Annotated in this window: 23 protein-coding genes; 11 read left to right on the top strand and 12 right to left on the bottom strand. The window is 52.6% G+C overall.

Annotation, left to right across the window (positions count from 1 at the left end; all coding sequences use genetic code 11):
• Positions 1-225: 225 nt before the first annotated feature.
• Complete coding sequence (locus ACR0I1_RS19725; RefSeq protein WP_480707626.1) at positions 226-1,122, bottom strand: LysR family transcriptional regulator; 897 nt, start codon at positions 1,120-1,122, stop codon at positions 226-228.
• A gap of 93 nt (positions 1,123-1,215) precedes the next feature.
• On the opposite strand from ACR0I1_RS19725, the gene ACR0I1_RS19720 reads away from it, so the two are divergent.
• Complete coding sequence (locus tag ACR0I1_RS19720) at positions 1,216-1,953, top strand: SDR family oxidoreductase (RefSeq protein ID WP_480707625.1); 738 nt, start codon at positions 1,216-1,218, stop codon at positions 1,951-1,953.
• 5 nt (positions 1,954-1,958) lie between these two features.
• Here ACR0I1_RS19720 and ACR0I1_RS19715 read toward each other — a convergent pair whose 3' ends face one another.
• A complete protein-coding gene (locus tag ACR0I1_RS19715; RefSeq protein WP_480707624.1) occupies positions 1,959-2,873 on the bottom strand; it encodes an AraC family transcriptional regulator in 915 nt (304 codons plus the stop codon).
• A gap of 95 nt (positions 2,874-2,968) precedes the next feature.
• Here ACR0I1_RS19715 and ACR0I1_RS19710 point away from each other — a divergent pair, with 95 nt between their 5' ends.
• Complete coding sequence (locus ACR0I1_RS19710; RefSeq protein WP_480707623.1) at positions 2,969-3,718, top strand: SDR family oxidoreductase; 750 nt, start codon at positions 2,969-2,971, stop codon at positions 3,716-3,718.
• A 70-nt stretch (positions 3,719-3,788) separates the two neighbouring features.
• Here the strand turns inward: ACR0I1_RS19710 and ACR0I1_RS19705 are convergent, their stop codons facing one another.
• Positions 3,789-4,631, bottom strand: coding sequence for a methylenetetrahydrofolate reductase (locus ACR0I1_RS19705; RefSeq protein WP_480707656.1), 843 nt, complete (start codon positions 4,629-4,631; stop codon positions 3,789-3,791).
• Positions 4,632-4,682: 51 nt separating this feature from the next.
• Positions 4,683-5,072: a DUF983 domain-containing protein gene (locus ACR0I1_RS19700; protein ID WP_480707622.1), complete on the bottom strand. Its 390-nt coding sequence runs from the start codon at positions 5,070-5,072 to the stop codon at positions 4,683-4,685.
• 159 nt (positions 5,073-5,231) lie between these two features.
• Between ACR0I1_RS19700 and ACR0I1_RS19695 the strand changes: the two genes are divergently transcribed.
• Positions 5,232-6,602 carry an aminotransferase-like domain-containing protein gene (locus ACR0I1_RS19695; RefSeq protein ID WP_480707621.1) on the top strand — a complete coding sequence of 457 codons (1,371 nt, stop codon included), beginning with the start codon at positions 5,232-5,234 and terminating at the stop codon, positions 6,600-6,602.
• Positions 6,603-6,677: 75 nt separating this feature from the next.
• Here ACR0I1_RS19695 and ACR0I1_RS19690 read toward each other — a convergent pair whose 3' ends face one another.
• Positions 6,678-7,289 (bottom strand): TetR/AcrR family transcriptional regulator, encoded by a 612-nt coding sequence (locus tag ACR0I1_RS19690; RefSeq protein ID WP_480707620.1) that lies wholly within the window; start codon positions 7,287-7,289, stop codon positions 6,678-6,680.
• A 106-nt stretch (positions 7,290-7,395) separates the two neighbouring features.
• Here ACR0I1_RS19690 and ACR0I1_RS19685 point away from each other — a divergent pair, with 106 nt between their 5' ends.
• The 3 genes from ACR0I1_RS19685 to ACR0I1_RS19675 all read left to right on the top strand — a co-directional run bounded on the left by ACR0I1_RS19685 (position 7,396) and on the right by ACR0I1_RS19675 (position 9,245).
• The gene (locus tag ACR0I1_RS19685; RefSeq protein ID WP_480707619.1) at positions 7,396-7,857 is read left to right on the top strand and encodes a DMT family transporter; all 462 of its coding nucleotides are present in this window, start codon (positions 7,396-7,398) and stop codon (positions 7,855-7,857) included.
• 61 nt (positions 7,858-7,918) lie between these two features.
• Entirely contained in the window at positions 7,919-8,374 is a 456-nt protein-coding gene (locus ACR0I1_RS19680) for a nuclear transport factor 2 family protein (RefSeq protein WP_480707618.1), read from the top strand.
• The gene (locus tag ACR0I1_RS19675) at positions 8,367-9,245 is read left to right on the top strand and encodes an ergot alkaloid biosynthesis protein (RefSeq protein ID WP_480707617.1); all 879 of its coding nucleotides are present in this window, start codon (positions 8,367-8,369) and stop codon (positions 9,243-9,245) included. Before ACR0I1_RS19680 ends, ACR0I1_RS19675 begins: the two co-directional genes overlap by 8 nt.
• Positions 9,246-9,421: 176 nt before the next feature.
• Here ACR0I1_RS19675 and ACR0I1_RS19670 read toward each other — a convergent pair whose 3' ends face one another.
• The 4 genes from ACR0I1_RS19670 to ACR0I1_RS19655 all read right to left on the bottom strand — a co-directional run bounded on the left by ACR0I1_RS19670 (position 9,422) and on the right by ACR0I1_RS19655 (position 12,211).
• A complete protein-coding gene (locus ACR0I1_RS19670; protein ID WP_480707616.1) occupies positions 9,422-10,327 on the bottom strand; it encodes a hypothetical protein in 906 nt (301 codons plus the stop codon).
• A complete protein-coding gene (locus tag ACR0I1_RS19665; RefSeq protein ID WP_480707615.1) occupies positions 10,324-10,725 on the bottom strand; it encodes an SLC13 family permease in 402 nt (133 codons plus the stop codon). Before ACR0I1_RS19665 ends, ACR0I1_RS19670 begins: the two co-directional genes overlap by 4 nt.
• A gap of 210 nt (positions 10,726-10,935) precedes the next feature.
• Positions 10,936-11,310 (bottom strand): DedA family protein, encoded by a 375-nt coding sequence (locus tag ACR0I1_RS19660; protein ID WP_480707654.1) that lies wholly within the window; start codon positions 11,308-11,310, stop codon positions 10,936-10,938.
• Between the two features lie 640 nt (positions 11,311-11,950).
• Entirely contained in the window at positions 11,951-12,211 is a 261-nt protein-coding gene (locus ACR0I1_RS19655) for a hypothetical protein (RefSeq protein ID WP_480707614.1), read from the bottom strand.
• Positions 12,212-12,299: 88 nt separating this feature from the next.
• Between ACR0I1_RS19655 and ACR0I1_RS19650 the strand changes: the two genes are divergently transcribed.
• The 5 genes from ACR0I1_RS19650 (at position 12,300) to ACR0I1_RS19630 (ending at position 17,236) form a co-directional block, all read left to right on the top strand.
• The gene (locus ACR0I1_RS19650) at positions 12,300-12,926 is read left to right on the top strand and encodes a glutathione binding-like protein (RefSeq protein ID WP_480707613.1); all 627 of its coding nucleotides are present in this window, start codon (positions 12,300-12,302) and stop codon (positions 12,924-12,926) included.
• A gap of 3 nt (positions 12,927-12,929) precedes the next feature.
• Complete coding sequence (locus ACR0I1_RS19645; protein ID WP_480707612.1) at positions 12,930-13,583, top strand: DsbA family oxidoreductase; 654 nt, start codon at positions 12,930-12,932, stop codon at positions 13,581-13,583.
• Positions 13,584-13,783: 200 nt separating this feature from the next.
• On the top strand, positions 13,784-14,974 hold the full coding sequence (locus tag ACR0I1_RS19640; protein ID WP_480707611.1) for a low temperature requirement protein A: 1,191 nt from the start codon (positions 13,784-13,786) through the stop codon (positions 14,972-14,974).
• Positions 14,967-15,929 carry an ion transporter gene (locus ACR0I1_RS19635; protein WP_480707610.1) on the top strand — a complete coding sequence of 321 codons (963 nt, stop codon included), beginning with the start codon at positions 14,967-14,969 and terminating at the stop codon, positions 15,927-15,929. Before ACR0I1_RS19640 ends, ACR0I1_RS19635 begins: the two co-directional genes overlap by 8 nt.
• A 605-nt stretch (positions 15,930-16,534) precedes the next feature.
• Positions 16,535-17,236, top strand: a complete 702-nt coding sequence (locus tag ACR0I1_RS19630) for a hypothetical protein (RefSeq protein ID WP_480707609.1) — start codon at positions 16,535-16,537, stop codon at positions 17,234-17,236.
• 79 nt (positions 17,237-17,315) lie between these two features.
• Here ACR0I1_RS19630 and ACR0I1_RS19625 read toward each other — a convergent pair whose 3' ends face one another.
• The 3 genes from ACR0I1_RS19625 to ACR0I1_RS19615 all read right to left on the bottom strand — a co-directional run bounded on the left by ACR0I1_RS19625 (position 17,316) and on the right by ACR0I1_RS19615 (position 22,413).
• Entirely contained in the window at positions 17,316-18,569 is a 1,254-nt protein-coding gene (locus tag ACR0I1_RS19625; protein ID WP_480707608.1) for a serine hydrolase domain-containing protein, read from the bottom strand.
• A 1,875-nt stretch (positions 18,570-20,444) separates the two neighbouring features.
• Complete coding sequence (locus ACR0I1_RS19620; protein ID WP_480707607.1) at positions 20,445-21,944, bottom strand: ShlB/FhaC/HecB family hemolysin secretion/activation protein; 1,500 nt, start codon at positions 21,942-21,944, stop codon at positions 20,445-20,447.
• Between the two features lie 169 nt (positions 21,945-22,113).
• Positions 22,114-22,413, bottom strand: a complete 300-nt coding sequence (locus ACR0I1_RS19615) for a hypothetical protein (RefSeq protein ID WP_170471152.1) — start codon at positions 22,411-22,413, stop codon at positions 22,114-22,116.
• Positions 22,414-22,789 lie beyond the last annotated feature (376 nt).

Here is a 22,789-nt window from a genome sequence, read left to right as displayed (position 1 = left end):
ACGGCCAGGGGCGTTTGGCTTGTCCAAATCCCGCGGGCCCACGAAGGGAAAGTGAGGGGAAGAAGGCATGCCGCCATTTGCGATTGAACCATTTTGTCAAACCGCCAAAAGCAATAGGGCCACTGAGCTGCCCTTCGCTGCGCTAGTAGCATCTATCGTCTCTAGTGGCTGTGATGCGCAGTTAGCGGACTTTGCAAAGTCAAGAGGACGGCCCTAGACACTTGGTCAAAGCGCTGCCTTGTCGAAAATGCGAATGACCCAATCGAGGAAAACCCGGACGCGCGGGGATAGTTGTCGGTTTTGCGGGTAAAATGCAGCGAGCGGAGTGGGCGATGGTGGCATATCCGGTAAAACTTCTACAAGGCGTCCCGCTCTCAAGTCTTCCAGAAAACGATACTTTGGAGCTTGTCCAATTCCGAACCCGTCTCGGATCAGATGATGCACTGTGTCCGCGTCATTTGCTGTAACCAGCGCTGGCAACGTAAATTCCTTGAGCTTGTCACCGATCTTGAACTCCAGCGGTAGTGCGCCGCCGGTTCGCGAAGACAGGAAGCCGACCATCTGATGACCTTTCAGATCGTCTATCGACGTGGGAGTGCCAAACTTGGCCAGATATGATGGACTCGCACAGGTGATCTCAGGGAGATCGGTCAGGTGCCGTTTTATCATGCCACTGTCATCAGGAATGCCTGCGCGGATGACGCAATCAACGCCCTCGCGCACCAGGTCCACCAGGCGCTCTGTCTGGCCAAGTTGAAGGGTGATCTTGGGATACATCGCGAAAAAATCAGCCAGGTGCGGCAGCAGGAATACCCGCGTCAGAGTGCCGGGGGCATCAAGGCGCAGCAGACCTGAGGGCTCGTGCCCACGCAGTGCTCCTTCAGCTTCCTCCAGATCAGCTAAAATAGACGCGCATCTTTGATAGTAGGCTTGCCCATCCGGTGTTGGGGCCACGTGGCGGGTTGTTCGATCCAGCAGCCGACTACCTAGGTCGCGCTCCAGCCTCTGGATGGCTTCACTTGCGGTAGACCGCGGGATATTCAGATCCGCTGCGGCCTTTGTGAAGCTCTCGCGTTCGAGCACCCGAACAAACAGGCGCATGGTTTCAAGTCTATCGATCATTGTTCGCTTTTATCGAATTGTCATTCCAATTCAAGGCAGATTATCTGGCCTGTTTCCTTGCCTATCTTCGCTGCAATCAGACAGGAGAATGACATGGTACACGGACAACGAACTGCAATTGTAACCGGCGCCAGCAAAGGAATTGGCGCAGCCATCGCATTCCGCCTGGCTCAGGATGGCCACGCAATCATTGCCAATTATGCGGGTAACGAGGCCGGAGCGAACGAGATTGTGGACGCGATCAAAAAAGCTGGCGGCCAGGCAATCGCAGTTCAGGGTGACATTTCTGATCCATCCTGCATGCCAAGCTTGTTCGATGCGGCTGAACAGGAGTTCGGCTCTGCCGATGTTCTGGTCAACAACGCGGGTATTATGCGCCTGAGTGCAGTTGCATCTACATCTGATGACGACTTCGAGGCTCACTGCACCATCAACATTGGCGGTGTGTTTCGCGGAATGCGAGAGGCTGCCAACCGACTTAACGCGGGCGGAGCGATTGTCAGTCTTTCCTCCAGTGTTGTCGGGCTCTATCAGCCGACATATGGGGTCTATGCGGCGACAAAAGCCGCTGTGGAAGCGATGACCCATGTGTTTGCCAAAGAACTGGGCTCACGTGACATCACCGTGAATGCCGTCGCGCCTGGGCCGGTTGGGACAGAATTGTTCATCAATGGAAAACCGGAAGCAGTAATTGAAAACATCAAGAAGATGAACCCGTTTGGTCGGCTCGGAACGCCCGAAGACATCGCTGCTGTTGTTTCGCTCCTGGCCGGTCCTGATGGCCGATGGATCAGTGGGCAAACTCTTCGCGCCAATGGCGGTGTCATCTGAAAAGCTTAGCCCGAAGCTTCCAGTAGATTTGCCTTTGAGTAGCGCGCGGGCGGGCATCCTACATAGCGAGAGAATGCGGTGCTGAAGGCACTGGATGACCCATATCCGGTCTGGGCAGAGATTTCGGCAATGCTGAGATCTCCTGCCCGGAGCATGTGTTTTGCCAGCGTCATCCGCCAGTTTTGCAAGTAGCTCATTGGGGGTATTCCCATGACCCCTTCAAACCGGGTGAAGAATGCAGATCGAGACAGCCCGGCTTCGGTTGCAAGAGCCTGAACAGTCCAACTGTGAGCCGGAGCCGCGTGCATGGCTCGCAAACTGGGTCCAACCCGCACGTCTGCCAATCCATGCAAAAGGCCGGCAGTCGGGGCCGGGTCCGCGCCAGAGCGGAAGGCTTCGATCAGTAGGACTTGCAATAGGTTCTCGACGATCACATCTCGCGCCGGCCTGTTTTCACGCGCCTCGTCACGAACAAGCCCCGTAAGTGCAGCCAACCGACCCTCACCGCGGGTAAAAATCAGATCAGGCAGTAGAGAGATCAATAGATCAGCGTCCGGGCTGGCAAAGGTGCAGTGTCCTACGAGTTGTTGAACCTCTGGCTCCGCATCAGATGCCCCAAGCTGGAAAACTCCGTTTTCACCCTCCACAGGGTGGTTGATCAAATCAGCGGGTGGAGGCGGGTCCATGCTTAAAAAGGTGAATGACTTGACCGCAGGGATAAGCACAAAGTCACCCGCATTCAAAACCAATGGTTCTTTTCCTTCGACGTCCAGGCATGCACGTCCAGTTAGAAGTGAGCAGTAGAAGGCCTCGTTTACATCCTCGCGATGCACTCGAAATGGTCCCGATGCATGCACCAGCTTTGAATAGGATGCTTTGGGTTGAAGGAGGGCGATGATTTCAGAGAATGGATCTGCCATTTTGGACCATTGATAACAAAAAATGGATGAATAATTATACATCATACCGCTCACGTTGGTTACTTTCAAGGCATCAACGAACAGGAGACAACGTCATGAAGACCGTATTGATCACAGGATGTTCTTCGGGATTTGGGCTGGAGACTGCGCGCTTCTTTCTCGAACAGGGATGGTCGGTTATGGCAACAATGCGTAAGCCAGATGAAGCACTATTCCCGGCCTCGGATCGTTTGACGATCCTGCCATTGGATATCTCGGATAGCGAGAGCATCACAAAGGCAGTGAAAGCTGCTGGCCCCATCGACGCTTTGGTGAACAATGCAGGCGTCGGCTGGCTTTCCCCTTTCGAGGGCACATCAGAAGATAACCTGCGCCGGATTTTTGAGACCAACACGTTCGGCACCATGGAAATGGTCCGAGCCGTGCTGCCACAAATGCGCGCGAAAGCGTCGGGGGTGATCGTGAATGTCTCTTCCAGCGTCACACTCAAACCGCTGCCGCTGGCTTCGGTCTACACGGCAAGCAAGGCCGCAGTGAACGCCTTCACCGAATGTCTTGCCCTTGAATTGGCTCCTCTGGGTATTCGCACCCATATCGTTCTACCTGGTCAGGCACCAACAACGAATTTCGGCAAGAACGCAATGGCACTGATGTCAGAATCTAATGACACGCCTGAAGACTACAAGCCATTCGTCGAGCAGACTATGGCGGCCTTTATGAACGCTGAAGGGAAAGAGTTCACCTTTTCAGAGGATGTTGTTCAGGCAATCTGGAGAGCCGTGACCGATACCACTTGTCCGCTACGGATCCCTGCCGGTAAGGACTCGGTCGCACTGGCGGCCTGATACCCTCAATAATAAGAAGAAAACTTTTCTAAGAACTGAAATGGCCGACCTCTAAGGGCGGCCTTTTTCCTCAGGCTAGCATTTTGCTCGAAGCGTCCCGAACTTGCCGCGCCTTAGTCGCAGCAAGCCACTCAACGGCAACCTTCGCGCCACCAAAAGGATAAAGGTGAACCGCAACATCAGCTAAATTGCGTCGTTGCAGCCCTTGTTCGATCAAGCAGACCAGACGGGAGAAATCTACGATCCCGTCCACGGTGACACTCACGTTGTTCAACCCGCCAGCCGAAACCCCAAATGAGCGTGCAAACCTGAGCAGGAGATCCTTTTTGGTCGGCCCAGGTATCCCAATTTGGATCGGCTGGCTAACACCAATGTTTCGAAGCTGGCTTATCCAGTTGAGAATTCTGTCGGGATCAAAGGCAAGTTGAGTTGTTATGCTCACGCTGCACCCGTAGGACTCCAGAAGTTTTACCTTCTGCTCCAGTAGGGCCACGTCCGAACGATAGCCTATGGCAGCGTTCCCCTCAGGAAAACCCGGTAAGGTGACCCTCTTAATCGCATATTTTTCAATCCACTCCGTTCGAAGGAGATCCATCGTGTTGTTGAATGGCTCCGACGTATTTGATGGGTCACCTCCAACGACCATGACTTGTCCCTGTGCGCCCGCAAACCGGAGTTTTTCGGTCAGGTCAAACAAGTGTTTCTTTGATTTAAGGCGACGAGCTGCAAATATCGGCACCGGCAATAGTCCGGCGTCGTCGATCCGGCGCACCGTTCGCAGCCTGTCGTAATCATCCTCATCATTCAGCCAGGCCACATTGACAGGGGTTCTCGCAGGAATAAGGGGTGCGGCTGTTGTGAGATCCGCAATCGTCTTTCCTGTCGCCTCAAGTGAATAGAAATTCAAATCCATCAAGGAAACCATCCTCTGAAAGGGCTGTGAATTCATTGGGAGGGCGGTTGGCTAGAACCCGTGCATGCGTTTGGCCCATTGGTATCCAACAATCAGGCCCTTCATGACCGGCAACAGTGCCAAGGCACCGACTACTGCAATGACCGACATGCTCAAAGCCAGGACCCAAGGTTCTGGCCTCCATGTCACCCAGGCGATGTGCAACGCAAACCCCATAAGGTGGCCAACGATCAAGATCGTAAGATAAGCCGGACCATCATCCGCCCGCTGATGGCTCAGATCCAAACCGCAATTCGAACACTCATTGTTCACTTTGATGTAGCTGTGCAGTAGTTTGCCTTCCCCGCATCTGGGGCACTTGAGGCGCATCCCGTTCATGATTGCGGGTTTGATGGGGCGCTCTTCACTGTCGTCGTGGCTGTCAATTGCAAGGTCGGACATCTTTGATCTCCTTCGGTCGTGCCTCAGATAGTCCATCTTCAGACATAATGCAATCAATTACCAATCAATATGATTGCAAGTGCGACAACATGTTGAATTTCGCTTGAAATGCTGATAAATACGACAGACACAATCTTATACATTGAATGGAATGATGCCTTGAAGTCATGGACGCCGAATCTGCGCGACGACGGGAAACCACTCTATGTCCAGATCGCGGAAGCGATCAGACATGATGTAGAGACAGGTGTGCTAGATGCAGGTGACAGGCTTCCGCCTCAACGCAGCGTCGCCAAGCTTGTTGGCTTGGATTTCACAACTGTCTCTCGCGGGTACTCAGAGGCTGCGAAGCGAGGATATATCGACACCTTTGTCGGTCGGGGCTCGTTTATCCGGAACCCAGAAGAAACAGCAGAAAAAGCAGACCCACGCCGCGCGCTGGAAGAAGACCCGAACATGAACATGCCCCCGGAGCCAGATGATCCGGCTCTGGTGGCCCGTATGGAACAAGGCCTCACACATGTTGCTGCAAACTTAGTTCCTCTGCTTCGCTACCAATCCATTATCGGGAGCCGGCAAGACCGGGAGACCGCAGCGCGCTGGATGAACATCAATGATATCGACGTTACAGCAGACCAATTGGCAATCACGCCTGGCGCACATGCCAGTTTGCTGTCGATCCTGACATTGCTCACCAAGCCCGGAGACACCGTGATCTGTGAGCGCGTGACATATCCCGGTATTCGTGCCATAGGCGCTCAACTTGGCATCCTGCTAATTGGCGTGAGATCAGACGACAGCGGTATTCTTCCTGATGATCTGGATGCCGCTATCCAAGAGCACACACCTTCTGCTCTTTATCTGAACCCGACGCTGCAAAATCCCCTGACGCTTACAATTCCGATGGAGAGACGTCAGCAGATCGCGTCCGTTTTGGACAAGTACGGTTTGCCTTTGATTGAAGATGACGCTTGTCGTTTCGTGTCGTCGGATGCGCCACCGCCTATATCACAGCAGATCCCCGAATTGGGGTGGTACATCGCGGGTCTTTCGAAGTGTCTGGGCGCTGGTTTGAGGCTTGCGCTTACGGTGGTTCCGTCCGGGCTGTCGAAAACCCACTTCACGCGTGCCTTGCAGGCAACGAATGTCATGGCGTCACCAATCACAACAGCTTTGATGGCGCGATGGATCGAGGATGGTACAGCCGCGGCGGTGCAAAAGTTCGTACGCAATGAGGCCAACCGCAGACAGAACTTGGCGGCCAAGATTATGCTGGACCAAGACTTCGTCGGCAGCAACGAAGCATTCAATATCTGGCTCAAGCTGCCCGAATGGTCTAGCCGAGCTGACGTGATGAGCCACATGGCCAATCGACAAGTCGGAGTTATGCCGAGCAATGCCTTTACGGTAACAGGCGCACCCGACGAAGCGGTCAGGGTGTGCCTGGGAGGGCCAATCTCATACAGCCAGCTGACTGAAGATCTCGAAGCTTTGAATTATGCGATCACCCATAAAAATTGGGTTCCCTAGGCTGTTAGGCTGTGCCGAAAACCCAAGCGACTTTCGTCTCAGTTATTCAACTTGCTTTATGATTACTGCTTATTTTTATACACTTAGTACCAGATTGGTAAATCGTTGAATGTCTGCTGATCTGACAGGTCGATGCTGAACGATGACGTGCCAGTAGAGCGGTGCGATAAACATATCCAGGATCATTTGCCGATCTGTGTCTTTTGTCAGCTCGCCACGCTGAATGGCTCTGTCCAACATAACCATTGCCTGGGCCTGGCGATCCCGCGTCACACTCTCCAGCAATTCTGACAATTCATCAGAACGAGCGTGCTCAGCATGTAGGTCCGGCAGAATCCGCCTCACAAGCGGATGGCGCAGAGTTGCAGCCATTCTGCGCATAAGCCTGGCAACGTCCTTCTCAAAAGATCCTGTGTCCGGAATTGGAGTGATATTCGTGGCCGCTGATTTCACCGCTTTGGTCACCAGTTCAAACTTGGATTTACTCCTTCGATAGAGCGCCGCCTTTCCGACACCTGCGCGAGCCGCAATGCGCTCCATTCGTAGAGACGAGTAACCCGTTTCCGCCCATTCCTCGAACAAAGCGCGTTGGATTGCTTCTGTCACCGTGTCTTGCAAAACGGCAGCCCCGGCCGGCTTCCGACGCGGCCGATCAGGATTTCTTACGTCGGAACTATTGCGTTCCATCGTGATTCTCCCTTAGATAGGACGAAACGGTATCGTTCCGATGCAATCTGGAGCAAACCCTTAAATACTGCAACCCAATTTTGGCACTTGTGGAAAGGACGCGAAGATGGACCCGAAAATCGCACTTCTTTGGTTTGCGCCTCTGCTTTGCGGGGCCTTGATACCCATCCATGCCGGAATGAACGCAGAGCTCAGCCGCGCGGCTGGTCACCCACTCTGGGCAACTCTGTTGTCGTTTGGAATTTCATTCGTTTGCCTGGTGGTCGGCATCGCATGGCTTCGACCGACATTGCCAAGCTTATCAATACTATATGCGGCTCCTCCCTGGGCGTGGGTAGGAGGTGTGATTGGTGTCATTTACGTGATGGCGACCATGGTTCTGATCCCACGCTTTGGGGCCGCCGCTTTTATTGCCGCAGTAGTCGCCGGACAAATGACGATGGCACTCATCCTGGACCAGAACGGGCTACTTGGAAACGCTGCTCGACCAGCGGACTTCTATCGCATCACTGGTGCTATGCTGTCGATCTCCGGCGTCCTTATCATGCAGTTTGGAAAAGCGGCATAAACCAAGTCACCAGTCACAGAACAACCCACCCGTTAAGGGAACAACAAGAGGTAAAGAAATAATGTCTGATACGAATAACATACCCAGCTTTGGCGCGATGCTGCGCGGTGCCCTCGGAGATGCAATCATCGCAGAAGCAGGCGAGAACTTCCTGGATATGTGTGACGAAGGCATCGTGTTCGAGTTCCCGTTTTCTCCAGAAGGGTCAGTGCGAGAACTCCGTGGCCGAGAAACGATGGCCGCCTATCTGCCAAAAGCTGGAAGCCTCATCAGCTTTGAATCCATGAGCCCGGCAGTCACCCATGTCGCGAAAGACGGTGAAACCTTTGTGTTGGAATTCTCCTGCAAAGGTGAAGGTGAGGCCGGGCGCTATGATCAAAACTACATATCGGTCATTGAGGTCCAAAACGGACGCATCACGCGCTATCGCGACTACTGGAACCCGCTAGTTCTGCTAAACGCCGTCGGCGGCGTCGAAGTTCTTAAGTCGAAGCTGGGAGACTTTATTGATGACTAGTTCCATTCTTGTCACCGGCGGCACCGGAAAAACGGGAAGCCGCGTCGTCAAACAGCTACATGCAAAAGGGCTGGCCTCCAGCGTGGGAACACGCAGACCTCAGAACAAAAACGACGTGCGTTTCGACTGGAGCGATCCGTCTACGTTCACAGAAGCTTTCGAAGGCGTCAGGGCTGTTTACCTCGTAGCACCCACAGACACCGTGGACTCACTGGGCGCAATGCAGCCCGGTCTTGAGACGGCACTTGCCGCTGGCGTCCAACGCTTCGTGCTACTCAGCGCTTCTTCTTTGGAAGAAGGCGGACCCATGATGGGCGCAGTCCACACTTGGCTGCGCTCCAACGCTCCAGAATGGGCCGTATTGCGTCCAACCTGGTTCATGCAGAACTTCTCAGAGCTTCATCACCGTGATCCCATTCGCGATGAGTCCGCCATCTACACAGCGACAGATGACGGCCGAGTGGGCTTTATCGATGCTGGCGATATAGCAGCCTGTGCAACGGCGCTGCTGGTCACTCCATCAGTCGAAAACACTGACTATATACTCACTGGCCCGGAAGCGATTTCTTATGATGTCGTTGCCGAAACACTGAGCAATCAATTGGAGCGGAAGATCACCCATCATCACCTAACCGTCGATGAACTGACAGAGCGTCATCAAAGCCTCGGATTGCCGGAAGAATACGCAAGAACTCTGGCGGCAATGGACGGTGTAATTGCTGGCGGGTCAGAGGATCGCGTCACTAACAGTGTGCTGAAGCTGACCGGATCACGACCAACCTCTATCGATCAGTTCGTTCAGCAAAACATGAAAGCATGGACGCAGAGAAAAGATATCAACATGCGAGTGGCTGAGACGGCTAACATGTGAGATGAGTGTGTCCTTAGCTGACCTTCGTGCTGGCTTCGGGGACGGTAGCAACGTTGCGCATGTCGAAGATTGCTAAGCTCGGCGATGAATGCCCGCTTCGGGCTGCCGACCAGCCAACCATGAGTCTTCCAGAAAACAGTCGTACCAAGCCTGTTGTAGTGCTTTTGGGAATGGGTTCAGTACAAGCCCAACAAAAAACCGACCCCAAAAACTGCGATGGAAAACAGCCATAATGGGAGCAGCGAGTACCGAATATGCCGCCCCATGCTTGCACCGGCCAATCCAAGTGCAAGCCAAAGGGCGGGCGAAAACGGGCTGATGAACGTGCCAATGATATTGCCGATGAGCATCGCATAGACAATGCTTTCGGTTGAGACGCCAGTTGGTTCCACAACTTCCAGCATCACCGGCATCAAACCAAAGTAAAATGCGTCCGTGCTAAGCACCAACTCAAGCGGTGCGCCGATCAGCCCGACCCAAATATGTAATGTTGGTACAACGCTTTCAGGCAAGATCTCGACCAACTGCTCAGCCATAACCCGGAGCATTCCTGTACCGTCCATAAGGCCCAGGAACGCCCCAGCAGCAAAGATAATCGTAGCCATTGTCGGCGCGGAAGGCGCATGCGCTTTCATCCGGTTTATTTGGCTGTCCACGTCGCGGTAATTGATGAGTAGAAGCAACGAAAGCGAGATCATGAAGAGAAATGCAGGCGGCAGTAAACCCACCACAAACGCTACGACCGTCGCCAAAAACAACCCCCCATTTACGAAAATGAATTGAGGGCGTTCCAGCGCCAATTCTTCGTCAGTCACCTTCAAGGCGTATTGTGCCATGCTGCCAGTCGGAGCAACCGTCCCTGTTGTTTGAGACATTATGCGTTTCTCGCGTAGTCCGATCAGGATCGCAAATCCCGCCAACAGCACCAGCCCGATAATCTGGATGGGTATCAGAGGGTGCCAAAGCACAGTCAGATCAATACCCGAGACAGCAGAAGCTCTGCCCAATGGTCCTGCCCAAGGAAGCATGTTCGCCAGGCCGGCAGCCAAGCACAGCATCATCAACATCAAATACCGTTTCATCCCAAGCCCGACGTAAAGTGTAGCAGGGCCGGAACAGTAAGAAGAAATGTCATTGCACCAGCGCCATCCAGATGGGCCAGAGCGCCGACCATTGCCGTGGCAACAGTAATTGCCACCGCGTTGCCCCTGGTCACCCCGATGACCCAATTGATAATCGGGCGAAAAAGGCCTGTGTCTTGTAAGATGCCGAAGAAGAGTATCGCAAAGATGAACATCGTGGCGACCGGCGCAACTCGAAGCAGACCTGAGTTAAAGAACTCCGACAGTTCCGCAGGACCGAAACCCGTCAATAATGCTCCTGCGAGCGGGAACAATATCAACGCTATGACTGGAGTTACCCGGCCAGTAAGGAGAGACACAACAACGAGTACAATTGTCACCAATCCAATAATTGCCATGTTGCCTCGGGCTCCTTCCAAGCTCCCGGTCAGTCAATACGCACGATTCTTCTACGTCAAGAAAGCTGGGTTGCAGCCGCGACCAAAGTTTTAGTCAGGGCAACAATAGGCTCAAATTTAAGTATGGATGCGTCCAAAACGATATGCTCTCAAAGTGATTGGTTTTTCGAGAACAGTTGATCAAAAAGCGGCGTGTGGTTTGTTGTCGAGTTAAACGCTTTTGTCTCTGCCAACATGCCTAGCACGGATAAATAGTACGGCTATAAGCAACAAGGTCATTACAACCACAATGCTGGCTACTATTGCTAAATGGTGCGTCACCCAAGGAAGCAACGAGACACTCTGACCGAGTTTATATGCAAGTGTTGTCCAGAAGCTTACCCAAAGCAGTGATCCGATTGCATTGGCCAGAAGAAATGTTTGCCAAGGCATTCCCGTGGCGCCGGCCACGAGACCGTTTAGCAGACGCAGTAAGATAAAGAACCGAGCGACGACAACAACATAAGCACCGAAGCGCTCGGTTACCTGCTCAGCTTTTTCGTATCTTTCCTGTGTGATCCTTATTTTTGTCCCATATGTTAGAATGACCTTGCGCCCAAATCAGCGACCTATGAAATACGCAACGTTGTCACCTGTCATCGACGCCACGACCGAGACAACTACCACCAAAAAAATGTTGAGGTCGCCCTGACTTGCAATAGCGGCGCTGGAAATCAGAACTGTCTCACCGGGAATAGGCAAACCCAGTGTTTCCAGGAACTATGCGAGATAGAGTGTCGGAAGCGCAAAGTCCTGTGAAAAAATCGAAAAATACTCATGCAATTGGGACATAGATGGTTTCTGTCTTTGCCTTTTTACGCTGATGGACCTTTCTTGCGCTACGCAATTGCCTGCATCAACCGAAGCTATTTCATCGCCATGCTTACGAGTGTATAACCCTGTTTTCTGAAGGCTAACTGTCCAAGTGATTAACCTCATCGATGATGGAATTACTCTAAGGTGCCTACTCACTCGTGATCTACAAAGTAGTGAGCCCCTTGGGCGTTTTCCGAGCACACTCAGGATCAGTTTGCTCAATGTAACGAAACTCTAAGGTATTATGATCTAAAAACTGTATGTTCTAGTTGAAAATAACTGCTTTGGGCTGCGAACAACCAACCGTGGTCACCTTGGAAAATGGCAACACTGAGCCGATACCTACGATTTAGCTGCGAGACGGTGAACGTCATTTTTCGCTCGACACTTCGCCAGCTCGCGATACAGCGCGGGGGGGCGTCACTCCGATCCAATCGGCAACACGAACACGCACCCAACCGCCTTCTTCCGGTGGACCGTACAGTTCGAGATAGGCATCCAGCCGATCTTTCACCTTTCGCAGGCGCATGATTTCAATGCGGGTCCGCAAAACCTGCAGATCTCTCGCTGTTTGTTCAAACGCCCTGATCAAAAGATGATCTGATGAAGGTGCATCCTCTAAGTGCGTCATCAATTCGTCCCTCGGGAGGAATAAGACCGTCGTAGAAAGCTCGGTCACAGCGTCGCAGTGATAGCGGTCTGCAAACAGGGATGCTTCCGTGACCAGATCACCAGCATTGGCCGTATGTAGCGTCAAAAGCCCGCCATCTTGCAGCGCTCGCCGAAGAAAGATCCCGACCATCGAAGACCGTTCGGAAGGGCGCGCGATTTTCGAATCCGGCGCGATCCTGTGGTATCTGGCCGAGAAATACGGAAAATTTCTGCCATCGGACCCGGTCAAACGGTCCGAGGTCATGCAATGGATGCTGTTTCAGGTTGGGCACGTAGGACCGATGATGGGACAGGCGATGTATTTCCAGCACATCGCTGCGCCTAATGGCAATAAAGAGCCCTTTTCAATCCGTCGCTACGTGGACGAAAGCCGCCGCTTGATGGAGGTGATGAACTCTCGTCTGGACGGGCGCGAATGGATTGCTGCAGACGAGTACACCATAGCTGACATGATGCTGTTCCCATGGGCGCGTGCATATGTCTGGGCAAGGGTAGATGTGTCGGACCTGTCGCATCTGAACGCCTGGTTCGACCGTATTGACGCCCGGCCGGCCGTGCAGCGGGCGTTGACCATCCCAAAGGCCAACCCCCAATTCTGGGATGCCAACGCAGATGCCAGCGCCTTTGCTAAGGAAAACGCGTCGCGCTTTTCCAGCGATGTAAAAGGAACCTAAACCGTGCAAGCTGCTCTGCCCATTCGCGTCGATATCGTGTCAGACGTTGTTTGCCCTTGGTGTGTGATCGGCTACCACCAACTTGCCAAAGCCGCGCGCGACACCCAGACCGAACTAGATATCCATTGGCATCCATTCGAGCTGAACCCGCAGATGGCCGAGGGTGGCGTGAACCTACGCGAACATCTGGCGGCAAAATACGGGACCACTTTGGAAGGATCGATCAAGGCGCGTGCCGGCCTCAGCGAGATGGGCGCAGCACTTGGGTTCAAGTTCAACTACACCGATGACATGCGGATGTATAACACCTTCCGAGCGCATCAGTTGATTGACTGGGCAACGGAACTAGGAAAAGGCCACGAGATGAAGCAGGCACTTTTTGCGGCCTTCTTCACCCGTTGCGAGGACGTCTCGGACATGCAGGTTCTCGCCGACGCGGCCGCAGGCATCGGGCTGAACCGCGCGGATGCGCTAGACATGTTGCAAAGCCAAGATCGGGCCAATCATTTGCGCCAAAAAGAGCAATTCTGGATCAGCCAAGGTGTTCGGGGCGTGCCTGCAATGGTGTTCGATCAACGTCACCTCGTGACCGGTGCGCAGGGCGAGGAAAACTACGCCCGCTTCCTGCTGCATCTACGAGACGACAGGGCCGCGTGACACCAGTGAATACCAGGCACTTCCGGCGCAAAAAAAACCACGATCGGACAGGTGTCGCCCGGCCTGCCATCGCTGAACAACCATTGTGGGGGTTGCATGACGTAAGTCTCCGCGACAACCTTCCTCTTAAATTAAAAACTCAGTCGGAGTGGCCGAATGCCGGCCGCTACAGCCCTTCAACCTGGAAGAGTTCCTAATTTATGGCACTGCATGATCACCCCATCTGGCGGAAGCCGCAACATCACCAAGACCTCGACCACGCGCACGACCATGTCCACTGGGCCGAGCTGTTCTACGACCTGATCCACGTCGTGACGATCTTTCTATTGGGCAATTACCTGTCGCATCATCTCGATCTGCATGGGTTTCTTGTGTTCGCCGGAGTCTTCATAACGCTCTGGTACGCTTGGGGCGAACTCAGCATATTCAACTCGATCTACGTCAGTACCGACTTTTGGCATCGGCTGATCATGGCCGTGATGATCTGCACGGTGATGTTCATGGCAGCGGCGATCCCGGCTATTGACGGAAAGGGTTGGGTTTTCTTCGCGTTAGGATTTGCTGCGAACAGGGCCATGATCGCGGCGCTGTACTATCGAGCCCGGCGGGCCAATTCATCAGGCGAGTCGATGTCGACGGCCCAGATCCGCAATTTCTCGGTCTTTGCGGTGATCTTTGCGATTGCAGCCTTTTTGCCTGCTCCTCTTGCTTACTGGGTGTTTGCCGTCGCAATGGTGGCCACGCAGGCGATGTATATGATCCCCGGTGTCACAGTCCTGCGTTTCGAGAGGTTTGTCCCGCGTCTTGGCCATATGGCTGAACGGTTTGCTCTTTTAACATTGATCGTATTAGGCGAAGGGTTCTTCAAACTGGTCGTCACCCTGTCCGAAAAAGGAATTTACAAAGTATCACCGGACGTACTGGTCAACTTCGTCATCGGTGGCGTTTCGATGTTCGTGATGTGTTGGATCTATTTCGACTTTGTCGGCAATGCCAAACCAAAAGACAAAAAGGTGTCGACGTTGGTCATCTGGTGGCTTGCGCACCTGATTTTGATGCTTTGCGGCGTCATGGTCGGCGTGGCTCTTGCTGCCGAGGTCAAAGTCGGATTTTGGGAGCCATATCCAACCGAATATGCCGCTATAGGCTGTTTCGGTCTTGCCGGTTACATCGCCATGCTTTGGGTGCTTCAAAACGTCATAGAACATCGTTTGGCGTCGGATTTCGGGCGATGGGACGTGCGTGTATTCGGGATAGTGCTGGCAATCATCTGTTTCTTTGTCGTCCCACATGTCCCCTCTTTGGTAGGCAATCTGATCTGGGGGACAGCTTTGCTATCGCAAATCGCGATCCCCCTGACGCGCGCCTGGACGCAGTTTCGACATGAGTGAGGCACTTACAAGTTCAGGCTATCTAAAAAGAAAAGTCTATTGGTGGCTCGAGCGCCCGGACCGGGCGGCCACCGGTCCCTGGTTGCTTGAAATAGCTCTAATTGCCCTAATCACGCTGAACGTGGCCGCCGTTATCCTGGAAACGGTTGACTCCATATATTTCCGTTGGGGCCTGGCTATGAACCTCTTTGAGGGTCTTTCTCTGTTTGTTTTCGTGGTCGAATACGCGGCAAGGCTGTGGGTCGCCACTGAAAATCCAAGTTACAAAACGCGCGCTGCGTGGGCCGTCTCCCCGATCGCCATCATCGATTTACTAGCGATTTTACCTGCGCTGCTCTACTTGATCTTCCCGGTTGACCTGCGTCTGCTGCGTACCTTCCGCATGTTGCGGCTGCTTAAACTCACGCGGTATTCCCCCGCGCTCGGCATGCTGCTTGCTGTGTTTGAGGAAGAGGCTGGCGCCTTTTTTGCAGGTTTCTTCATCCTGATGGTGATGCTGATTTTTGCGGCCAGCGGTGCTTGGCTGGCCGAGCACGAAGCGCAACCGGATGCCTTCGGTTCGATCCCCGCAGCGATGTGGTGGGCGATGGCAACGCTGACGACCGTTGGTTATGGCGACGTGACGCCCGTGACAGTTGCCGGTAAGATCTTCGGCGCTGCGATCACCGTGATTGGCATCGGTATGGCTGCGTTGCCTGCAGGGATCATTGCCAGCGGCCTGAACGACCAGTTGCACCGCCGACGGGCCAGCCTGGAACGTGAATTTCGAAAGGCCTTGGAAGACGGCGATATCTGCGAGGCCGATGAGAAAGAGATTGACGCAGTTCGCAAGCAATTGGGTCTCTCGCGCCGCGCTGCCGATCATATCCGAAACCGCGTGCATACCGAAACAATATCACAGGTCGATCATTGTCCCACCTGCGGTCAGCCGACCAAGCAAAAGGTCAAGTCGTGAACGCCAGCATCGGACTGCTTGTCCACGGAGTTCGAGATTTGCGGGGAAAAACTATCTGTCAGTTCTTTAGCGTGCGCTCTTTCGTTGATCCCAAAAATCGGAGTCAATGAAACTGAAAAACACTTTACTGCTCTGAATAGTTGAAAGATCTGGGCACGCAGTTCAGTTTGGGTCAGAAATGCCTGACGTTTGGGTCAGATACGAATGACGTGATGTACTAATTTCTTGAGGTTTTTGCCATCGATTGAGTCAAAGATCTGTGACGTTCCACAAACCCTTGAGAAAATCTTTAAAAATCAAGTTTTTAAGTGGAGAATCGGCGATTCTCTGAACGTGTTCACGTAACACCCGTTCAGCAATGTCCAATGGCTTTTATCTAAGGCCTTCCCTCCGAGAACTCAAAACCTGACATTTAGGCGGGACGCGGCGAAGGACTCGAAGGAGCCCTAAGTTCAAATTTCTGCACCGTGCATCAATGCCGGAAGTTCAGAAGAAAGCTGTCGTTGAGTGTTCTATTCAAACCGCACCTTCTTCACTTTTTGGGTTGTGCAAACGCTCCCAAGGGGTGTCTCATCGGTGTGTAATGTGTTCATTGGATATTAGCCGTGTTCGACGCGTCGACATACCTCGCGATAACATCAATTGCAGTCATCGGCACTGTTCACGTCTTCTGCGTGTCTTTTTACTGGAAGTTCCCCGCCCTAGCAGGCTGGCTTTCTGATTTTTCATCAGGGATCGGACTTGGCTATGCTTTCCTTTTCTTACTGCCAAAAATCGGTGAATTGTCGGCCGATTTGGCTGCAAATGGCAAATGGGAAAACTCGCTGTTCGGTTATTCGCTCCTAGGATTTCTCATTTACTACTTGCTGGAAGCCAGTCGCGAAACGGGGGCCGATAACAGGTTGTCGCTTGGCTTGGACACAGTGGCACTTGGAACCTATAACTGCTTGCTTGCCATTACCGTCATGCAAACGACGGGAACATCACCTGAGCTGTACGCTGTTGGAACGTTGGCTTATTCATTGCATTTGTTTGGGGTGAATATCTTTCTCTATAAAACCCACCCCGGACACATGTCTGGATGGCTACGCGCATACTTTGTCGCGTCGCTTGCAGTCGGCATATTGATCGGTCTCAACGCAGACAAAAGTAGCATGATCTATTCAATTGCAACTGGGTTAACAGGGGGTGTGATAATAGCCCTGTCTCTTCGGGTTAAACTACCCAGCCTTTCGGCAGTGAATACAAAAGCTCTGTTGATTGGTGTGGTGTTTGCTGCGGTCGCAGTCGAGGTCACCCGGTACTAACCCGACGACACTGTTAAGTCTTTCCGTAGTATAAGCCGAGCCATTTGGCTCAGCTTGCTAGATTAAGATAATCTGAAATTCATTTACTCAAAGTCTCTGCAATGCCTTTCATCGCAACCATAGAGTCCAGGTACATAGGTGTATTTTGAACGTCTGGCTGGCTTGATAGCTTCACCATAACCACATTGGCTTTTTGGTTCACATACAACAGCTGCCCATAGACACCAATGCCGTAAAACGCGCCTTTTTCCCTGTCTTTCACCCAAACTTGATTACGGTAGTGGAAGCCTTCAAACACCTCTGCATATGCGCTTTTCTCATAAGCTGCGATAACGTCATCATTTGCTTGAATCGTGTCAGCTATCCAATCTGGAGGAATAACTTGAGTGTCGTTAACCTTTCCGTTGTCCAGCATCATTATGCCAAATCGCAATAGGTCACGAGAGCTGGTAAATAACCCACCACTCGTTTGCACAATCCTTTTTGGCCCTAGTTCGCTATATGCAGGGTCTTGAGCACCGATGTCCTGCCACAACTCGGCCAGTACATCCAGATAGCTTTCTCCAGTTGCCGACTCGATAACTATACCCAGCAACGCAGATAGCACTGAACGGTAACTATAAACTTCACCGTCTTCTACCAAGGTCTCGCGATCACTAAGAGAGATCATGTACTCCTTAACGCCAGACTCTGTATCGCAAATTTCAACTTTTTCAGAGAGATCCTGACCAAACGCACAGAACAGATCACCGGCATCGTCTAGGTAGCCGCTAGAAGCATCTTTCCAATCAACAGCAGCGGTCATATCAAGTAGGTGTCTAACCGTTGTATTTTTAAATGCTGGGCCTTCCAACTCTGGCAGGTATTCGGTGATCAGCTTTTTAGGATCTAATTCTCCTGCCTCAACCGCCAGCCCTGCTGCCATACCCAACACTGTCTTGGTGATCGAGTGAATGCGGTGAGGCGTATCAGCTCTCATGCCATTGAAGTACTTTTCAGCGACCAATTTGCCATCGTGATAAATCAAAAAGCTATCGGTATGCGTTTGATGCAACCAATCGTTGATGTTTTGTTCTTCATTATTGCTAGCTGTGAAAACAAAAGTCTCAAGCTCAGTTGGGTATGCCGCTTTTTCCAAAGTACGTACCCAATCTGACGGTGGAACTCGTGCTAATTCGCCAAAAACATTTGTGCCTTCAAATATCCAAGGGCTTCTATCTACAGACTCAACGGTTTCATCCCAGAAATAACCAGCCTCTGCGCTTGCTGGTTGAGTGGAAGCAGTAAATACCGCACCGGAGGCCAAAAGAGCGATAGCAATAGCGGAAGTCACTAACAGCTTGTGTGCATTTCTTTTCAATTTTGGGGATCTCCGTCCGACTAGACAATCTCTAAGCAATCCAGCCACGCTTCAGCTCTGGTGTCTAGCCCCTTGTGTTTAGGCCAGAGGCTGTCAGACGACTGCGAATTAATCTCTGGTACGACAGTTTAGTAGTCGCAAGCGACGGATGCCAGATACTGTGCGTTGGTCGCCTTGAGCAATGCCCGCTTCGTACGCATCTCGGAGGATGTAAAGCTCGAAATGAAGGTCCGCTTTGGTGTGAGACCAGCCATCAGAAAACGATGAGCATAAGGTGGATTTGTCCGCGAGGCAGACATTCATTAGAAACCTGCCAATGACCGCACCGAGCCCAAACCAACCGATGCTGCTGAAAGCACTAATGTCAGCGACGCGCAGAAAGCTGACTTTGCAAAGTTTCGCGTGCCTAACCTGAACTGCCCAGATGGTCGGAGGCTCTTGTTGGAAGTGCGGCACTTTAGAGTGTTGGCCTATGTGAAGTAAATTTAGGTACGGAGCATTGTTGGGCTACGTCAGTCAACGTAAACGCCAGGGAATAAGGGTAATGCGAAATCCGATTAACCAGATGACAATTGACAAACTAGTGGTCGATTAATCTCATTGTCCGCGCAAAACCTACCAAGCGAGCTTCAGCGCTGCTTTCGTTTAACCGAAATAATGCACCCAGAGTGTTTTGGATGCCGAGCAGGTACATCCCGGGCCATTGCGTCCACGTTTCCGAGGTGCCGCAACGCTCCGTTGTTCAGCAACACGCCTCGCCCAGCATCATACCGGCGCTGTCCAAATCCGCTGGCAACGCATTCCCAGTCTTCCTTGGCCGCCGCGTTGCGGAATCTCGGTAGGTCGTGCGGGTCATGTCGTCCAGGTGTTGCTGCGACGTGATCGTGTTTCTTCGCATTACTTTGGTGGGTTAAATGGTGGGTCACTTGTGTTGTGCTAGGTTGCTGGACACTACCGGTTGTCGGCCTCGGCTTGGGGCGCATGATTGTCACGACGCCTTGAGGTTTCGGATGTCCTGGGACGGCCACGTGAGTTGCCGTCGGTTTCGGCGTCAACTGTGGAACCTGGCTAGGAACCGCCGTGGGAACCTGATTGGGGGTTGCGGTTGGGACAAGCGGGGGTGTCGCCGTAGTACCGCTGGGTTGCGGAACACGGCCGGGCACTGCGACCGGAATCTGGTTTGGTGTTGCAGTCGGGACGAGCGGTGGCACAGCAGTTTGTCCAGTGGGCTGAGGTGAGACCTGACCAGGAACTGCGACTGGTATTTGGTTTGGCGTTGCGGTTGGCACAAGTGGCGGTACCGCTGTTGGGCCGGTAGGTTGAGGCGGAACCTGGCCAGGGATAGCTGTCGGAACTTGATTAGGAGTTGCAGTCGGAACTTGCGGCGGCACCGCGGTAGGACCGGTAGCCAATGGTGGAACTTGATTGGGAACAGCTGTCGGAACCCGGTTTGGTGTCGCGTTTGGTGCCAAAGGCGGAGTTAGCGTCGGCGCTACTATCGGTGTGGGAACCTGACCAGGAACCGCTATTGGTGTCGCAATAGGAACCTGACCGGGAATTGCGTTCGGAACCGCGCCCGGAGCAAGGACTGGAACAGTAACGGACGTGGGTGTTTGCTGCGTTCCCTTAGGCGGCAACTGATTTGCCACCGGCTGAGTTGGGCCAGTAACTTGATTACCTGCCCCTTGCCCACCAGCCTGCCCGCATCCTTGGCTCGACTGGTGCGGGTTCCCTACGCCTCGGCACCACCCGTAGTGATTTCCGCGGGCAACGACCTGAGTAGCGGCCAGTTCTGCAATCAAACAAGCTGCAGTAAGTAAAACAATGCGGTTCCGTTTCATAACATCCTCACCAACTTGTTGTCAGAGCAAGATACGCGCCAGGATCGCCAGATTCGGTTAAAGGGCCGTCTCTCAAAGGGACACCGACGTATCCGGACAGAAATAGGTTTTGCTTGAACTCGATGTCCAAACCCAGACCTGTGGATGCCAGTGTAGCATTATCAACTTCAAAACTCGCAGGGTCATTGTTCGAGATGTAACCCACGTCGAAAAAGGCAAAGGGCGTTAGCCGATGAATGCTCTGAGAGCTGGGGAAGTAGGAGTGAGATATTTCGAATATCGCAGAAATCCCGGAATCACCGTCTACTTCGTCAAATCGATATCCGCGCAAAGCATAACGATCACCAAGGAAGTACTCTTCAACAGAGGGCAACCGGTCTGTTGTGTACTGCCCCCAAATCTCGGTGCGCCAAGCTGTGTTGGGCGACAAGCCCGTAAGTGGGCTTTCGTATCCGACGCCGCCTCGTAGGTGCCAGAACGAAGAGTTCCCGTCGTCAAAGTTTGCGTCTGTGGTGTCGTTGTCATTGTCGCCAAAAGACAGTGTTAACCCGGCTTCAAGGGCTTGCCCTTTGGAATAGTTTTGCCCGTACAGATAGGTAAGGCCAACAACACTTGCGTCACTGGACAATGGAACGCCACCGCTAACAGAATCCGATTCTGAAAGGCGATAATCCAAAAGCAGGTATCCATAACGAGCAACATCGCGGATCACAGGATAGCCCAACGCAAGGGTGAAGTTCTCGCCGTCAATATCTGTTCTGGCAAAGTCCCCTGAAATGTCGCGTTTTGCGTTGACGTTCCCATAAAAAATCTCACCGTATAGACCATTGCTGTTCAGCGGCGTGCGATAGGTAAGAGCGCCCCACAATGAGTGTTCTTCGTCTTTGTCCCAATTGTAATTGCCTGATCCCTCAAATCGCAGCAAATCTCCGACGGTCAGCGTCGAATAAAACTCTTGTACGACATAAAAACTAAGCGCTTCTCCAAGCTCACGCGGAGGGTTGTCGAGTGTCGCGCTACCGGCTTGTTTTCGCAGTGGCTCTCCCAATACTCTCAGCCGAGCACCAGTCTGATCCGGGTAATCAAGTTCGGTCGACACGTCCAAGTCGGGTATGTCCTCGGCTAACATAACGGCCCGCTCAAATCGTTTTAGAGTTATAGGATATGCGGTAGTGAGAGGGCGAAAGATATTTTCCAAGGTTTGGAACGTGCGCGTATCTACCCCCTCTATTTCGATGGTTTGAATACGCCCTTCATCAACAACTATGCTCTGCCCATCGGGACCAGGCCAGGCCTCAGCCAAGAAGTAACCGTCTTCTCGGTAGATCTGCGTAATCGTTGATGCGACATCCGCCGCTGTGATGCGCCCCGACCGGTCGAAGGCCAACTGACCGGCAAACGTTAACAGCTCATCGGTATCATACACCGTTACGCCACTGACAGAGTGCTGGGATGCGATGTCCCAAGTTTGGGCCATGCTGTATTTTGGGACTGATACAATAGCCACAAAAGTGCAAATGATCGCAAATACAACCGAGTTGGTTACGGGCATTTTCTACAACCTTAGCATGATTGAGCATGTTAAAACCCAATCCTATTACGAGGTCTGAATGTCTGAGCTTACCGGTACTCAAATTTGATCACGACTGGTGCTTTCGAGATACACAGCGACCAGATTACAGTGCGCCTTCGTCGCCCAGGAACTCGATACCAGCTGTCGCACCATCCGTGTAAGCAATACAATTCCAAGGAGCACGATCCTCACCAACGCCGACAGTGACTTGTGTTCCAGCTTCGCTAAACGCCGACGAGAGCACAACGACTTGCGAATTGTTCGTGGTTTTGGCCACATCTCGCAAACATGCCTGCTGAGCGGGCGTGGGTTCGGCGGACGCGCTAGACGTACTCGTTTCGTCACATGCCGCAAGCAATGCAAACAAAGTTGTGCCTGCAATCATCACTGTCTTTTTGGTCATTTTCTTCTCCATCAGGGTCCATCGAATCTAGTGAAATTGGATGCTCCTTTTTTAAGCGTCCGCTTCTACTCAGCCAATTGAGCACAGCTCGATCCGGTGCTTACCTATCCCAAAGATTTGTCGCCAACGGATTGGTCGGGGGAACGATATCGAGTTGATTGCCGGGGCCGATAACAACGTGGGTCAAATAAAGCTTAGTCGAATTCGCATGTTTGAATCTTATTTTTCATAAATCAACATTTTTTCCGCGCGTAAATTTCGCTACCTTTTTGAAAGATAGGTTTTTGGCGTTCAAACAAAAATAGAAGGCGGGAAAACCCAGAAGGGCGAAGGCGTGCTTTTGGGTCCGCGAGGCGTTCTGAGGCCGCACAGAAAC

This window comes from Ruegeria sp. B11, from assembly GCF_056539785.1.
The sequence above is the reverse complement of the archived record's forward strand: the minus strand, read 5'-3'. Positions and strand labels throughout refer to the sequence as shown.

Excerpts from the sequence above, each read along its gene's own strand:
- ACR0I1_RS19725 (WP_480707626.1), bottom strand. The coding sequence starts at position 1,122 with ATGATCGATAGACTTGAAACCATGCGCCTGTTTGTTCGGGTGCTCGAA.
- ACR0I1_RS19720 (WP_480707625.1), top strand. The coding sequence starts at position 1,216 with ATGGTACACGGACAACGAACTGCAATTGTAACCGGCGCCAGCAAAGGA.
- ACR0I1_RS19715 (WP_480707624.1), bottom strand. The coding sequence starts at position 2,873 with ATGGCAGATCCATTCTCTGAAATCATCGCCCTCCTTCAACCCAAAGCA.
- ACR0I1_RS19710 (WP_480707623.1), top strand. The coding sequence starts at position 2,969 with ATGAAGACCGTATTGATCACAGGATGTTCTTCGGGATTTGGGCTGGAG.
- ACR0I1_RS19705 (WP_480707656.1), bottom strand. The coding sequence starts at position 4,631 with ATGGATTTGAATTTCTATTCACTTGAGGCGACAGGAAAGACGATTGCG.
- ACR0I1_RS19700 (WP_480707622.1), bottom strand. The coding sequence starts at position 5,072 with ATGTCCGACCTTGCAATTGACAGCCACGACGACAGTGAAGAGCGCCCC.
- ACR0I1_RS19690 (WP_480707620.1), bottom strand. The coding sequence starts at position 7,289 with ATGGAACGCAATAGTTCCGACGTAAGAAATCCTGATCGGCCGCGTCGG.
- ACR0I1_RS19685 (WP_480707619.1), top strand. The coding sequence starts at position 7,396 with ATGGACCCGAAAATCGCACTTCTTTGGTTTGCGCCTCTGCTTTGCGGG.
- ACR0I1_RS19680 (WP_480707618.1), top strand. The coding sequence starts at position 7,919 with ATGTCTGATACGAATAACATACCCAGCTTTGGCGCGATGCTGCGCGGT.
- ACR0I1_RS19675 (WP_480707617.1), top strand. The coding sequence starts at position 8,367 with ATGACTAGTTCCATTCTTGTCACCGGCGGCACCGGAAAAACGGGAAGC.
- ACR0I1_RS19670 (WP_480707616.1), bottom strand. The coding sequence starts at position 10,327 with ATGAAACGGTATTTGATGTTGATGATGCTGTGCTTGGCTGCCGGCCTG.
- ACR0I1_RS19665 (WP_480707615.1), bottom strand. The coding sequence starts at position 10,725 with ATGGCAATTATTGGATTGGTGACAATTGTACTCGTTGTTGTGTCTCTC.
- ACR0I1_RS19655 (WP_480707614.1), bottom strand. The coding sequence starts at position 12,211 with ATGACGCACTTAGAGGATGCACCTTCATCAGATCATCTTTTGATCAGG.
- ACR0I1_RS19640 (WP_480707611.1), top strand. The coding sequence starts at position 13,784 with ATGGCACTGCATGATCACCCCATCTGGCGGAAGCCGCAACATCACCAA.
- ACR0I1_RS19635 (WP_480707610.1), top strand. The coding sequence starts at position 14,967 with ATGAGTGAGGCACTTACAAGTTCAGGCTATCTAAAAAGAAAAGTCTAT.
- ACR0I1_RS19615 (WP_170471152.1), bottom strand. The coding sequence starts at position 22,413 with ATGACCAAAAAGACAGTGATGATTGCAGGCACAACTTTGTTTGCATTG.